The organism is Methylorubrum sp. SL192, from assembly GCF_026672325.1.
Lineage (GTDB): Bacteria > Pseudomonadota > Alphaproteobacteria > Rhizobiales > Beijerinckiaceae > Methylobacterium > Methylobacterium extorquens.
This window is the reverse complement of sequence record NZ_JAPPQV010000003.1, coordinates 4,253,035-4,266,386: the sequence shown is the minus strand read 5'-3', so window position 1 is coordinate 4,266,386 and position 13,352 is coordinate 4,253,035. Positions and strand designations below refer to the sequence as shown.

The following is a 13,352-nucleotide window of genomic DNA, read 5'->3' as shown; positions in this document are numbered from 1 at the left end:
AGCCGTTTTGAGCGGAAGGGCTTCAGCCCTTCTTCTTCTTGCCCTTCCGATACTTCTCCTTATCCTTCTTCTCCCGGCTGTCCTTCGTGGGCGGCGCGTCGTGGTCCTTGCCGTCCCAGACTGCGGAGAAGGGACGGCTGGCAAGGGCGCGCTCCGGCGGCGCCTCACCTGAACGCAGCTTCGCCGGACTGTCTTCGGCGCGGGTCTCGCCCTTGCGGAACGGCGCGTCGCCGGCCGCCAGAGCGCTGAAGCGGTGGCGGTGCCACCCCGGCGTCGCGGTCTTCAGCGAGGGGTGGTGCGGGTCGAGGCGAGTCACCACTCCCTTCACCTCGGCCTCGGACATCCCGTCGGCGATCAGGGCGAAGCTCTCGCCGCCCAGCACCTCGCGGATCAGACGCAGCGACGCCACGCGCAAGGCCCGGGCCTTGAGCTGCTTCACGACGAGGGCACGGGCGGCTTTGGGAATCTCGGTGCGGATGTCGGGAAACGCTTCCGGCGCGGAGGCCATCGCCTGCAACACGGCATAGCCATCGACATCAAGGGCCATGGAGGATTTCCTTCACTTCCGCGACCAACGGGATCAGCACGTTGGGGACATGGGCGCCGTACTTGGCGGAGAAGGTCGGGGGCGCCCCGTCGGCCGGGACAAGCGCGTCGGCGAGCGCCGCCGCCTGAGGAATGCGGGTTTCGAGCAAATGGAAGCCGGCATCCTCGGCCCGCGCCTCCGCCTGGAGCCGCGCCAGGGTTCGCTGATGCTGGCGCACCTGGGACTGAAAGCGGGTGACGAGGACGTAGGGTGCGCTCTTCGGCGCAATATGGCTCGCCTGCCGGCTGGAGCGCCGCCAGATCGTCTCGACGAAGGCGTTGAGCCCGTAGGTCGAGAGAAAGTCGGGGATCGAGGTGACGAGAACGAGGTCGGCGGCGCGCACCGCCACCTCGGTGATCGGCGAGATCCCCGGCGCGCAATCAAAGAAGACGTAGTCGTAATGCCGCGCCAGCGGCACGAAGTCGTCGTGAAAGACCTTCCACAGCTTCTCGTCGATGGCGTGCATCGAGAATTTTCGCTCGGTCAGCTCGTAGAGGATCTCCCGCTCCACCAGTCGCAGATGCGGGCCGGACGGCAGCAGCGAGAGCGCGAGCGGCGCATTCTTGTGGGTGGTCAGGCTCACGCCGGGCTGGATGCGGGCGGAGAGATCGGGCTTGTGGCGGGTGATGAGCTTGAGGGCGAGATAGGCCTCCAGCGTGCGCCCGCGGACGATCATCTCGCCGAGCAACGCATCGCCCGCGAGGCAGACCGACACGCTCGCCTGCGGGTCGAGATCGACCACGAGCACCCGCGCCCCATCGGCGGCCAGCGCCTCGGCGAGCATGACCACGGTGGTGGTCTTGCCGACCCCGCCCTTCATGTTCGCCACCGCGATCAGCTTGCCGCCCACCGACATCCTCCTGAACGGCCCTTTCGCACGGCCACGCTCCGCAGACCGGCCGAGTCGCCTGGCGCTACCCTAGTGCATCACCTCTCGCAGAAAGCCGACGACACCTTTCGGTAGAATGCTTAATGTCATCCCATCGCCCGCCGCGCCGAGCGGCGTGCAGGGCCCGTCGGCGAGTGCCGCGCCGGGAATACGCCTTCGTGATCGCCCGTATGGGCGGAACACGGCGCTGATAATCCTATCTTGCGAAGCGCCAACGACATCCGCCCGATGGCGGGTCGCCCTCCGATCCGAGGTTTTTCCCTGTGATTTTTCCGACCACCACGGCCTTCTACGCCGCGATTCTGGGCCTGATCTATGCCGGACTGACCGGATGGGTGATCGGCGGCCGGGTCACCGGCAACGTCCTGTTCGGCGATGGCGGGCAGGACGCGCTCCAGCGGCGCATCCGCTCGCACGGCAATTTCCAGGAATACGTGCCGCTGACCCTGCTGCTGATCGCGCTCTACGAGGCGGGCGGCGGCTCCCATGGCTGGGTTCAGGGCCTGCTGATCGTGCTGGTGATCGCGCGCATCCTGCATCCGATCGGGATGTTCGCCCCCACGAACTCGCCGCGCCAGTTCGCCTGCCGGGGCGGCGGCATTCTCGCGACGTTCGCGGTCATGACGATCGCGTCGATCCTGCTGCTGCTGCAGGTCGGCTGACCGGCGGGTTCGCCCGTCCTACGGCGCGGCGGCGATCCGCGGCGCCGTGGCCTCGGCCAATGCGGCGGTTCCGTTGCGTTCGAGGGTCGCGACGGACAGGGGCTGACCGCGCCCGCGCAGGGCGTGGGTGCCCAGCGGTCTCACCACGACACCCTCGGGCAGCCGCGGCAGCCGCTTCAGCAGATCCTCGGAGATCAAAGTATCGACGCCGAGCGGGCGGCACAAAGCCTCGACCCGGGCGACGACATTCACGGCGTCGCCGAAATAAGCGATCTTGTGCCGGTCGACCCCGACTTCGGCCGTCACCACCGGGCCGCCATGCAGGCCCGCCCGCAGGCGCGGCACGGTGCCGAAGCGCGCTTCCCAGCCCTCCGCCTCCGCCTCGATGCGCTCGCGCACCGCGAACAGGCACTCGACGCAGCGCGCATCCTTCAGGCCGCGCTCCATCGGCCAAGTGATCATGGCCAGATCGCCGATATAGTCGTCGGTCGAGCCGTAGAACCGGCGCACCGGCTCGGCGAGGGTCGCGAAGACGGCGCTGAGATATTCCTGCGCCCGCAGGTCGCCGTGGGTCTCGGCGAAGGCGGTCGATCCGACCACGTCGAGGAACAGAAAGATGCGCTCCTCCTCCACCGGGCGATGATAGCGCCCGACGAGGAAGTTGATGAAGACCTCGCCGCCGATCAGGTCGCGCATGCGAATCACGAAGACGAGCAGGGCCGAGACGGCCAGCGCGTAGGCGAGCACCCGCGGCGTGGTGCGCACGGCCTCCTCCAGGCTGTCGCCGGTCAGGCCGAGCAGCCAGACGACGAAGCCGCCGAGCGCGTTGCCGACGACGATCATCGCCACGTAGGAGAGTTCCGCCGCGACGACGTAGAGCCCGGCGGGCAGGCGCCGGATGCGCGACTGGACGCCCGCCAGCAGCACGCCCCGGTCGAAGGCCAGGGCCGAGACACCGACACACAGGCCGTAGGTAAAGCCGGCCGCCGGGCTCGCACCACCGGCGAAAATGACGTTGTAGAGCAGCCCGGCGCCGCCCGCGGCGAGCAGGATGAGAAGCCAGAACCAGCGATGGTGCGGCAGCATCAGATCGGGCTCCGGCGGCCGGCGGAGAAGGATGCGCCCGGCCCGTTCGCGGAGGCCACAGGGCCATGCGGGCAACGGTCGGGCAGGCGGGTCGACACGGAGGCTCCTTCCGTCGGCAATCAGGAGATGCGGGCGAAGGCCGCGGTCCTCTCCCGACTGTCGGAGGGTCATGCCTGCAACGTGGCGCGAATGTGGCGCACGGCCGCATGCTCGGTTCCGGCCGCGCCCGATTTTTTATCGGTCGCCGCCCGACGGGAGGGATTACCCATTCCCGTCGGGTGAATCAGGCAGCGGCTACTCGCCGACCCCGAACAGCTTCTCGAGGAAGTTGCGATCGTCCCGGCTCGGACCGCGCCCCCTCGGAACCGAGCGCGGGGGGAGGGCGGAGGCCGTCTGCTCCGGCTCGCCGAGCAGCGCGCCGATCAGGCCGCCGGGGCCGGAATCCCGCTCAGGCTGCGCCTCGGGCCGCGGCGCCCGCCAGCGGTTCATGCCCGGCAGGCCCACCGGCTTCTCGCCCTTGAGCGCCGTGGTCATGTAAGCCTTCCAGATCTCCACCGGCAGGCTGCCGCCCGAGGCGCGCTTGGTCGGCTCGCCGTCGTCGTTGCCGAGCCAGACCCCGGTCACCAGCGTCGCGGAGTAGCCGACGAACCACGCATCGCGGAACTCCTGGCTGGTGCCGGTCTTGCCGGCCAACTCCCAGCCGGGGATCTCGGCCTTCTTCGCCGTGCCCATGGTGAAGACGTCGTGCATCATGGCGTTCATCATGCCGACGGCGTTGGGGTCGATGACGCGGCCGAGCCCGCCCTCGCCGCGCTTGTAGAGTACCTTGCCGGTGGCGCTCTTGATGCTGGCGATGACGTAGGGAATCACGCCGGTGCCGCCATTGGCGAAGGCGCAGTAGGCGCCCACGAGTTCGAGCGGCGTCACCTCCGAGGTGCCGAGCGCGATCGAGCCGTTGGCCTGGAGCGAGGACGAGATGCCAAGCCGCTGGGCGGTCTGCACCACCGCCTTCGGGCCGACCTCCTGGCCGAGCTTCACCGCCACCGTGTTGAGCGAGAGCGCCAGCGCCTCGCGCAAGGAAACCGCGCCGCGATAATTGTGCGAGTAGTTCTCCGGCGCCCAGTTGCCGATCCGCACGGGCGCGTCCTCGCGCATCGTGTCGGGGGTCAGGCCGCGCTCGACCGCGGCGAGGTAGACGAAGGGCTTGAAGGCCGAGCCCGGCTGGCGCTTGGCGGTTGTGGCGCGGTTGAACTGGCTCTGCGCGTAGTCGCGCCCGCCGACGAGCGCACGGATCGCCCCGTCCGGCCGCATCGAGACGAGGGCGCCCTGGCCGACGTTGTAGCGGCCACCCTTGGCGTTGAGTTCGTCGGTGAGCGCCTTCTCGCCGGCCGTCTGCATGCTCGCATCGACGGTGGTGGCGACGACGATGTCGTCGTCGAACTTGGGCAGGAAGTCGTCGAGCACGTCCATCACGAGGTCGGCGACGTAGTTCGGCGAGCCGCCGCCGCGGGTCGAGGCGGGCCGGGCCGGCTGGGCCAGCGCGACCTTCGCGTCGGCGCTCTTGGCAAAGCCCAGCTCTTCCATCGCCGCGAGCACCTGGGCCGCGCGAGCCTGCGCCGCCTTCAGGTTGCGGTTGGGGGCAAGCCGCGAGGGCGCCTGCACGAGGCCGCCGAGCATGGCGGCCTCCGCCAGGGTCACGTTCTTGGCAGGCTTGCCGAAATAGCGCTGCGCCGCGGCTTCGACGCCATAGGCGCCGGCACCGAAATAGACCCGGTTGAGGTAGAGTTCGAGGATCTCGTCCTTCGAGTATTTGTGCTCCAGCCACAGCGCCAGGATCGCTTCCTGGATTTTTCGCGATGCCGACCGTTCCGGGGTGAGGAACAGGTTCTTGGCGAGCTGCTGGGTCAGCGTCGAGCCGCCCTGCGCCACCCCGCGCCGGGTCAGGTTCTGGGTGATCGCGCGGGCAATGCCCACGGGATCGATGCCGAAATGGTCGTAGAACCGCCGGTCCTCGATCGCGACGAAGGCGCGCGGCAGGTAGGGCGGCAATTCCTTGATCGAGACGACGCGGCCGCCAGTCTCACCGCGGTTGGCGAGCAGGCTGCCGTCGCTGGCGAGAATCGCGATGTTGGGCGGGCGCTTCGGAACCGCGAGCTGGTCGATCGGCGGCAACTGCGAGGCGTGATAGGCGATGAGGCCGGCCAGCCCGATCGCCACCCAGATGCCGAGGACGACACCGGCATAGACCAGACGGCCGAGCCAGGAGCGCCGCCGCGGCGGGCGCCGGCCGCTGCCGCCGCCGGAGGCCTTGCGCGCACGCGCTTTCGGCGCCGAGGCGGGGCGGCCGGCCGAAGCCCGCTGCCCACCCGCCGACCGGTCGTTGCGCGACAGGCGCACGTCGAGGCGGCCCGGCTCGCTCCCCTCCGGGATGTCGAAGGTGGGTTCGCTGCGTGGTTTGCGTCCGCGAGACTGCGCCATGCGTTCCATGCGTCCGGGGCTGCCGATCCTCGAAGGAGTCTTGTCCTCGAAGGATCTTGCCTCCCGCGACCGTGCTCCCCTGCTCGGGATCCGCGCGTCGGTATTCCGCCGGATCGATCCCCTCGGACGCGCCGGCTGGCCCTGCGGCACGGCGGGTCGCCCCTTGCGTCAGAGACAGTAAATGCGGCGGGTTTAAGGGTTGTTAAACCAGCCGAAGCACGCCCGACCGGCCTTTACCGGATCTTCACGCGTGATCGTGTCACGCACGATTCAAGGGGCGCCCAAGGGGTGGCGCATCGAGGTGGCAACCGTTATCGACGGGTTCGCCCTCACCGCGCAGGCATGAGGGCCCGCACAAGGCACTGACCGGACCGGGGCTCGTTCGTCCGAGGGCCGGATCGCCTTTCCTTCTCCGACGACGGTCGCTCCGTCGCGGAAAGAGGCTCGAGGGTTGATGGCGCGCTCCGTTTTCGTCCTTCTCCACCGCTGGGCCGGTCTGACGATCGCCGCCTTCCTGCTCGTGGCGGGGCTCACCGGCGCGGTGATCTCCTGGGACCACGAACTCGACGATTGGCTGAACCCGCATCTGCACACGGTCGAGAGCCGCGGTGCGGCGATCCCCGCCCTCGACCTCGCGCGACACTTCGAGGCCCGGGATCCACGCGCCCGCGTCGCCTATCTCCCGCTCGCAGCTGAGGCCGGCGAGTCGCTGTCCCTGTTCGTGATGCCGCGGGTCGATGCGGCGACCGGCGGCCTGCACAAGCTCGGCTACAATCAGGTCTTCCTCGATCCCGTCACCGGGGCCGAACTCGGCCGGCGGGAATGGGGTCAGGTCTGGCCGATCACCCGCGAGACGCTGATCTCGTTCCTGTACAAGCTGCACTACTCCCTGCACCTGCCGGAGATGTGGGGCGAGGAGCGCTGGGGCATCTGGCTGCTCGGGATCGTCGCCGTCGTCTGGATGCTCGATTCCTTCGTCGGCTTCTACCTGACGCTGCCGGTGCGCAAACCCGCCAACCCGGAGCGCCCGGCGGCGGTCGAGCGGCAGCTCGGCCGGGGCTGGTGGTCGCGCTGGAAGCCGGCCTGGAAGGTGAAGACCGCGGGTAGCCCCTACCGCGTGACCTTCGATCTGCACCGCGCCTTCAGCCTCTGGACCTTCGCGCTGCTGTTCGTGCTCGCCTTCACGGCGTTCTCGCTCAACCTCTACCGCGAGGTGTTCCTGCCGCTGATGTCGAGCGTCTCGCAGGTGACGCCCGACCCGTCGAACACCCGCCCCTTCGTCTCGCCGCTCAAGCCGATCGAGCCGGGGGTGGATTATGCCCGCATCCTGGAGGCGGCACAGGCGGAGGGGCAGCGCCGGGGCTGGAAGGAACCGATCGGCGCGCTCGCCTACGCGCCGATGCAGGGCTTCTACACCGCCCGCTTCTTCGAGCCCGGCGACGACCACGGCGCCGCGGGCGTCGGACCGGCGGCGATCTATTTCGACGGTGGGGACGGCCGGGTGATCGGCGACCGCCAGCCCTGGGTCGGCACCGCCGCCGACATCTTCGTGCAGGCGCAGTTCCCGGTGCATTCGGGCCGCATCCTCGGCCTGCCCGGCCGCATCCTGATCTCGTTCATGGGGCTCGTCGTCGCGATGCTGTCGGTCACCGGCGTGGTGATCTGGTGGCGCAAGCGCGCGGCGCGTCTGTCGGTTCGGCGCAAGGCCGTCGCGCTGCCTGCCCGGCCCGTCAGCCGGCCCGTGCCGGCGGAGTAGGTTCAGCGCCCGGCCGCCAGCACACGGCGGCCGGCCCGGCGGGTCGGCGCCAGTGTCGCGAGATCGTCGTGGTGGAGGAGCAGGACGCCGGTGGTGCCGGCGAGCTTGCGGGCGGCGGGCGTGAAGCCGGCATTCGAGACCACGGCCGCCATGTCGCCCGACCAGTGGAGGGCGGCGGCCGCAACCTCCTGCACCGCCGCGTTGCCGACCGGGCGGCCGTAGCGCTTGCACTGTACGATCAGGCGCAGGCCCGCCTTCTCGGCGATCACGTCGCAGCCCTGGTCGCCGCTCGCCCCCGTGGGCCGGGCATCCCAGCCCGCCTCGCCCAGAAGTTCGGCGCAGTATCGCTCGTAGGCGATCCCGTCTTCCGGCGTCTCCATTTCGTCAGGCAGTTCGTGCGCACAGGCCACCCGCTCGACGATCTCCACCATCTCTTCGAAGCGCGGCTCGGCGTAATCGGAAAAGCCGCGCTCTTCGACGAGCGGCAGGACGGTGCGCTCGACGAAATACTCGCGCTCGCGCAGCCAGCCATCCTCGATCGTGTTGCCGTAGGCGTCGAGGAAACGCTCTTGCCGCCGTCGCAGGGCGAGCGTCGCGGCGTGGCGCCGGGCGATGCGACGCACGAGCGCGCGGAAGCGGCGCGGCCGGTCGAGGCGATGGAGGAGGATCGCGAGGCAGACCGCTCCCGTGGCGGCGAGAGCCGGTGCTCCATAACGGATGGCAGCGCCACCGCCGAGGACGACGGTCCAGAACAGGCGCGTGGCAATGGTCGACCGGCCGGACATCATGTCTCCCGCGAGAGACCGGGACGATGCCCGGACTACACAGGAACTGTTCCCGCCGAGCGGTTGCCCGACTTCTAACGCCGAGGCTTGATCCTGCTCTCGCCGACGGAGTGTAGCCGCATCGCGTGTGGATAAGCGGTTCCGGCGCAAACCCGCCGCTCGGAGGCCGGGCGATCGCTGGCGGCCCGGCCTTCTATACTGTCGGTCAGCGCGATGCGCTCAGACCGCGTCCGCGGAACGAGCCCGGCCACGGCGACGCGGCGCCGAGGCGCTGGTCTCATTAGCGGGTTCGGCGGCCGGTTCGGCGATTGTCTCCGGCGCCGTCTTGGAGGGCCATTTCCGGCGCTGCTGGCCGAGGCCCATGGTCCGGGCCAGTTCCGAGCGGGTCGCGGCGTAGCTCGGTGCGACCATGGGATAGTCGTCCGGCAGGTTCCAGCGCGCGCGGTACTCGTCAGGCGAGAGATTGTAGCGCGTCCGCAGATGCCGCTTGAGCGATTTGAACTTTTTGCCGTCTTCGAGGCAAATGAGGAAATCCTGCTGGATCGAACGCCGGATCGAGACAGCCGGCGTCGGGGCCGGTTCTTCAGGCTCACTCGGCTTATTCGATAAGTGTGCCAGCGCACCATGAACCGACGTGATCAGCCCGGGCAGTTCCCCGACCGCCAGGGAGTTATTCCCGACATAGGCCGACACGATATCGACAACCAAGGCCACGTGATCGCCAGCGGAGCCATCCTCAAGCGACATCCTCAATATCCCTTCCGATATCTGCAAACGACGAACTGCAACGAGCGCCATAACGAAGACGCCATCATTGCCGAGCACGGTGCGACTGCGCTGAATGATCCAGGACTTAACCTTTGATGGGTCCGGCTGCAAGATGGAATTTGAGCGTCTTCCAAAAATCAATTGAACTTTCGCCCGTTTGACACGGCTATTGCGATAAAAGTCGTATTGCGAACTCCATGAAAACCCCGACATACGGTATAATTCCGAAATGCAAGACGGGATCATTACGCAGACCGGTGGGAGAGTACCGTTCGGGAGCGTCGCGCCAGATTCGGCGGCGATTGCAAAAAGCCAAGCTCAAAAACGCTCAAACCACCGATATTTGAAATATATATCTGAGAACTTGAAGGAAAATACGAGTTTGAAAATCTAGAAAATACTCTATTTCCACGCTTCTCGGTAGAAATTTCAGTTAATATATCTCAGATAGAAAGTTATTATGTATTACCGGAGGCTATTTTGATACCATAATTATAATCAAAACTCATTTCATCAAACAAAATTCAAACCATTCTGCATCGAGGCCAATCGAAATCGCTGTATGCAAAAACTCAATGCCCGGATTTTTCGCGGGGGCCATAGGACTTGAATCGCTCGACCGTCTCGGCGACTTCGGCATCGGACAGCACCACCGGTGCGCCGACCTGCAACGCGATCGCATATTGGCGGCACAGGGCCTCGACTTCGACGGCGAGCCACATCGCCTTCGACAGGTTCGGGCCCGTGGCGATCATGCCGTGGTTAGCAAGCAGGCAGGCGCTGCGGCCTTCGAGGGCGTCGAGGGCGAAATCCGAGAGGCGCTGCGTGCCGTAGGGCGCGTAGGGGGCGCAACGGATGGTCGGGCCGCCGGCCATCGCGATCATGTAATGCACCGCCGGGATCTCCCGCCCGCAGATCGCGAAACCGGTCGCGTAGGGGGGATGGGCGTGGACGACGGCGCCGATCTCGGGCCGGGCCGCCAAGATGTCGCGATGGAAGCGCCACTCGGAGGAGGGGGCCAGCGGATGGTCCCAATGCCCGTCGAAATCCATGGGGACGAGGTCATCGGGGCTGAGCTGCTCCGCCGGAAGCCCGGAGGGCGTCACGAGGAAGCCGCTTCCGGTTCGGACGGAGAGGTTGCCCGAGGTTCCCTGGCTGAGGCCGAGATCGAGCATCCGGCGCATCGCCTCGACCATCGCTTGACGGGTCGCGAAAGTCGGCACGGGCAACTCCTCTGAGGGCGGATCGATCCTGCGATGCAGGGCACGCGGAGCGAACAGACTTTGTCGGGCGCGATTGCACCGGCAATCGCCGGAACGGATCCGTGACACTATCCGCAGGAGCGGCCGGGTGAAACCGGGGCAGGGGGAGCCGGACCGGGACCGCCGGCTGAGGATGCCTGCCGCCTGAGGCGGCAGGAACGCTCGCCGAACACGCGTATTGGACAGAGGTGTACTCGCTCTACGCGCTTCACTTGCGGCTCCGTCGCGCCGATTGTGGTCGATCTGCTCCATCAGACGGCGGTTTGACGCTCGGCCTCGAGCCTTGAAATGATATAGGCGGCCCATGAGCACCTATCGATTCGAGGCTCTGCTCGCCCCGCGCCGCATCGCCGTGGTCGGAGCGGGCGACCGACCCGGCTCCGTCGGCCGGGCGATCATCGACGGCCTGCGCGCAGGCGGATTCACCGGCGACATCGTTCCGGTTCATCCGCGCGAGACCAGCGTCGATGGATTGGCGTGCAGCCCGCGCCTTGCCGACATCCCCCAGGCGCCCGACCTCGTGATGATCGCCACGCCCCCGGCGGCGGTGCCGGGTATCGTCGAGGAGGCGGGGCAGATCGGCGCCGCCGCGGCGGTGATCCTGTCCGCCCATCTCGGCGTCGGCGAGGCGGCCCCGGCCGGCGCCGCCCACGCGGCGGCACGGCGGCACGGATTACGGCTGATCGGGCCCGACAGCGTCGGCCTGAGCGTCCCGGCACGCGGCCTCAACGCGAGCCTGCTCGCCCGTCCGCCGAAGCCCGGCGATCTCGCCCTCATCTCGCAATCCGGCACCGTCGCCTCGGCCATCGCCGAATGGGGATGGCGGCACGGGGTCGGCTTCTCCGCAGTGATGACGCTCGGCCGCTCCGCCGACATCGACATCGCCGACTGCCTCGACCACTTCGCCGAGGATTTCCACACCCGCGCGATCATCCTGTCGCTGCACCACATCACGGATGCGCGGAAATTCCTCACCGCAGCCCGGGCGGCGGCGCGCGCCAAGCCGGTCGTGGTGCTGCGCACCGGGCGCCACGACGCGCCCGGCCGCCGACCGGAGACGCATACCGGCGCGCTCGCCCGGCCCGGCGCCGTCTACGAGGCCGCCTTCCGACGCGCCGGCCTGCTCGCGGTGGACGGGCTCGATGCCATGTTCTCCGCCGTCGAGACCCTGGGGCGCCAGCGGCCCTTCCCCGGCAACCGGCTGATGATCGTCTCCAACGGGCGCGGCATCGGCGCGCTCGCCGCCGACCGGCTGGCCGATCTCGGCGGCACGCTGGCGGAGCCCGCACCGGCAACGCAGGATTGCCTAGCCCCCGTGCGGCACGGCCGGCAGGCCAACCCGCTCGATCTCGGCATCGACGCGGTGCCGGGCGATTACGTCGGTGCTCTGGAACCGCTGCTCGCCGGACGCGACAGCGACGCGATCGTCTCGATCCATGTGCCGACCGCGCGGGCGGGCAGCCGTGAGGTCGCCGAGACCGTGGCCGGCGCCGTCGCCAAGGCGCGTTCGGCGGGACGCCGCAAGCCGGTCTTCGCGGTCTCGATCGGCGAGGACGAGGCGATCCGCGCGATCTATGCCGACGCCAAGATCCCGCTCTTTGCCACCGATGCCGACGCGGTGGAGGGCTTCCTGCACCTCGTGCGCTACCGCGAGGCGCAGAACGACCTGATGCGCACGCCGGACGCCCTGCCGCGCGAGTTCACGCCGGACGTCGCCGCCGCGCGCCGCATCGTAGACGAGGCGCTGGCCGAAGGGCGCACCTGGCTCGACCCCTACGCGGTGACCGAGCTGTTGACCGCCTATCGGATCGTCTCGGTGCCCGTCACGCTGGCGCCCGATCCCGACGGGGCTGCGGCGGCGGCGTGGCCGCTGATCGCGGGCGGCGGCACGGTGGTGCTCAAGCTCGTCTCACCGGACGTGGTGCACAAATCCGAGGTCGGCGGGGTGCGCCTCGGCCTCACCTCGGAAGCCGACGTGCGCGAGGCGGCCCACGCCATGATCGCGCGCGTTCGGGAACTCCGCCCCGACGCGCGGGTGGCGGGCTTTGCCGTGCAGCCGATGCTGCGCCGGCCGCAGGGGCGGGAGCTGATTGCGGGCCTCGCCGAAGATCCGGTCTTTGGGCCCGTGGTCGTGTTCGGGCGTGGCGGCACGGCGGTCGAAGTCATCGACGACCGGGCCCTGGCCCTGCCGCCGCTCGATCTGGCCCTGGCGAGCGAATTGATCGGCCGCACCCGCGTGGCCCGCCGTCTCGAAGCCTATCGCGACGTGCCGGCGGCGGATTTGCCGGCCATCGCCCTGCTGCTGGTGAAACTCGCCCAACTCGCCGCCGACCTGCCGGCGGTACGCGAACTCGACATCAACCCTCTACTGGCGGACGCCGACGGCGCGGTCGCCCTCGACGCGCGGGTACGCATCGCGCCGGAGCCGAGCCCGCCGGAGCGTCGCCGTGGCAACTGGCACCCGCGCTTCGCGATCCGGCCCTATCCGTCCGATTGGGAGCGGCGGATCGAGGTCGGCGAGCGGTGCGTACATGTCCGGCCGGTCCGGCCCGACGACGAGGACATGTTCCGCGCCTTCTTCGCGCAGGTGGACCCCGAGGATGTGCGCCTGCGCTTCTTCGCGCCGGTGCGGGACTTCAGCCATGCCTTCCTCGCCCGGCTGACCCAGCTCGACTACTCCCGCGCCATCGCCTTCGTTGCCCTAGACGACGCGGCGGAGGAGGACCGGCGCATGCTCGGCGCCGTCCGTCTGCACGCCAACGCCAACCACGACACGGGCGAGTTCGCGATCCTCGTGCGCTCCGACATCAAGGGCACGGGCCTCGGCGCCGCCCTCATGCGCATGATGATCGACTGGGCCAGGGCCGAGGGCATCGCCGTGGTCGAGGGCAGCGTGCTCGCAGAGAACCGGCCGATGCGAGCGGTCTGCCGCCACCTCGGCTTCGTGGAGAAAGCGGTTCCGGACGACCCGAGCCTTGTGAAGGCGACGCTGACCGTCGGGGAATAATCACCGCCTACGGCCCCGATCGCGACCGGCCTTTTCGCGCGACGCTCCGCAGACAAAGAAAAACCGCCGACCC

The 13,352-nt window shown here is 68.7% G+C and carries 10 protein-coding genes; 3 read left to right on the top strand and 7 right to left on the bottom strand.

Annotation, left to right across the window (positions count from 1 at the left end; genetic code table 11):
• Positions 1-22: 22 nt before the first annotated feature.
• Together OVA30_RS20555 and OVA30_RS20550 are read right to left on the bottom strand one after the other, a co-directional pair.
• Positions 23-547, bottom strand: coding sequence for a hypothetical protein (locus OVA30_RS20555; RefSeq protein WP_268176649.1), 525 nt, complete (start codon positions 545-547; stop codon positions 23-25).
• Complete coding sequence (locus tag OVA30_RS20550) at positions 537-1,442, bottom strand: ParA family protein (RefSeq protein WP_268176647.1); 906 nt, start codon at positions 1,440-1,442, stop codon at positions 537-539. Before OVA30_RS20550 ends, OVA30_RS20555 begins: the two co-directional genes overlap by 11 nt.
• A gap of 296 nt (positions 1,443-1,738) precedes the next feature.
• Between OVA30_RS20550 and OVA30_RS20545 the strand changes: the two genes are divergently transcribed.
• Positions 1,739-2,137, top strand: coding sequence for an MAPEG family protein (locus OVA30_RS20545; RefSeq protein WP_003603794.1), 399 nt, complete (start codon positions 1,739-1,741; stop codon positions 2,135-2,137).
• An 18-nt stretch (positions 2,138-2,155) separates the two neighbouring features.
• On the opposite strand, the gene OVA30_RS20540 is transcribed toward OVA30_RS20545, so the two are convergent.
• On the bottom strand, positions 2,156-3,223 hold the full coding sequence (locus OVA30_RS20540) for an adenylate/guanylate cyclase domain-containing protein (RefSeq protein WP_041358316.1): 1,068 nt from the start codon (positions 3,221-3,223) through the stop codon (positions 2,156-2,158).
• Positions 3,224-3,517: 294 nt separating this feature from the next.
• Positions 3,518-5,701, bottom strand: a complete 2,184-nt coding sequence (locus tag OVA30_RS20535) for a transglycosylase domain-containing protein (RefSeq protein WP_268176646.1) — start codon at positions 5,699-5,701, stop codon at positions 3,518-3,520.
• A gap of 454 nt (positions 5,702-6,155) precedes the next feature.
• Between OVA30_RS20535 and OVA30_RS20530 the strand changes: the two genes are divergently transcribed.
• Positions 6,156-7,457, top strand: coding sequence for a PepSY-associated TM helix domain-containing protein (locus tag OVA30_RS20530; protein ID WP_268176645.1), 1,302 nt, complete (start codon positions 6,156-6,158; stop codon positions 7,455-7,457).
• A 2-nt stretch (positions 7,458-7,459) separates the two neighbouring features.
• Here the strand turns inward: OVA30_RS20530 and OVA30_RS20525 are convergent, their stop codons facing one another.
• The 3 genes from OVA30_RS20525 to OVA30_RS20515 form a co-directional block, all read right to left on the bottom strand.
• Positions 7,460-8,242 carry a restriction endonuclease gene (locus OVA30_RS20525; RefSeq protein WP_268176644.1) on the bottom strand — a complete coding sequence of 261 codons (783 nt, stop codon included), beginning with the start codon at positions 8,240-8,242 and terminating at the stop codon, positions 7,460-7,462.
• Between the two features lie 219 nt (positions 8,243-8,461).
• Complete coding sequence (locus OVA30_RS20520) at positions 8,462-8,989, bottom strand: MucR family transcriptional regulator (RefSeq protein ID WP_015952860.1); 528 nt, start codon at positions 8,987-8,989, stop codon at positions 8,462-8,464.
• Between the two features lie 593 nt (positions 8,990-9,582).
• Complete coding sequence (locus tag OVA30_RS20515) at positions 9,583-10,233, bottom strand: class II aldolase/adducin family protein (RefSeq protein ID WP_268176643.1); 651 nt, start codon at positions 10,231-10,233, stop codon at positions 9,583-9,585.
• A gap of 343 nt (positions 10,234-10,576) precedes the next feature.
• Between OVA30_RS20515 and OVA30_RS20510 the strand changes: the two genes are divergently transcribed.
• On the top strand, positions 10,577-13,279 hold the full coding sequence (locus OVA30_RS20510) for a bifunctional acetate--CoA ligase family protein/GNAT family N-acetyltransferase (protein WP_012255810.1): 2,703 nt from the start codon (positions 10,577-10,579) through the stop codon (positions 13,277-13,279).
• The last annotated feature ends 73 nt before the right edge of the window (positions 13,280-13,352 follow it).

What these genes read in the sequence shown, in the direction of transcription:
- OVA30_RS20535 (WP_268176646.1), bottom strand. Translation starts at nt 5,701, where the DNA reads ATGGCGCAGTCTCGCGGACGCAAACCACGCAGCGAACCCACCTTCGAC.
- OVA30_RS20550 (WP_268176647.1), bottom strand. Translation starts at nt 1,442, where the DNA reads ATGTCGGTGGGCGGCAAGCTGATCGCGGTGGCGAACATGAAGGGCGGG.
- OVA30_RS20555 (WP_268176649.1), bottom strand. Translation starts at nt 547, where the DNA reads ATGGCCCTTGATGTCGATGGCTATGCCGTGTTGCAGGCGATGGCCTCC.
- OVA30_RS20525 (WP_268176644.1), bottom strand. Translation starts at nt 8,242, where the DNA reads ATGTCCGGCCGGTCGACCATTGCCACGCGCCTGTTCTGGACCGTCGTC.
- OVA30_RS20520 (WP_015952860.1), bottom strand. Translation starts at nt 8,989, where the DNA reads ATGTCGCTTGAGGATGGCTCCGCTGGCGATCACGTGGCCTTGGTTGTC.
- OVA30_RS20530 (WP_268176645.1), top strand. Translation starts at nt 6,156, where the DNA reads ATGGCGCGCTCCGTTTTCGTCCTTCTCCACCGCTGGGCCGGTCTGACG.
- OVA30_RS20510 (WP_012255810.1), top strand. Translation starts at nt 10,577, where the DNA reads ATGAGCACCTATCGATTCGAGGCTCTGCTCGCCCCGCGCCGCATCGCC.
- OVA30_RS20540 (WP_041358316.1), bottom strand. Translation starts at nt 3,223, where the DNA reads ATGCTGCCGCACCATCGCTGGTTCTGGCTTCTCATCCTGCTCGCCGCG.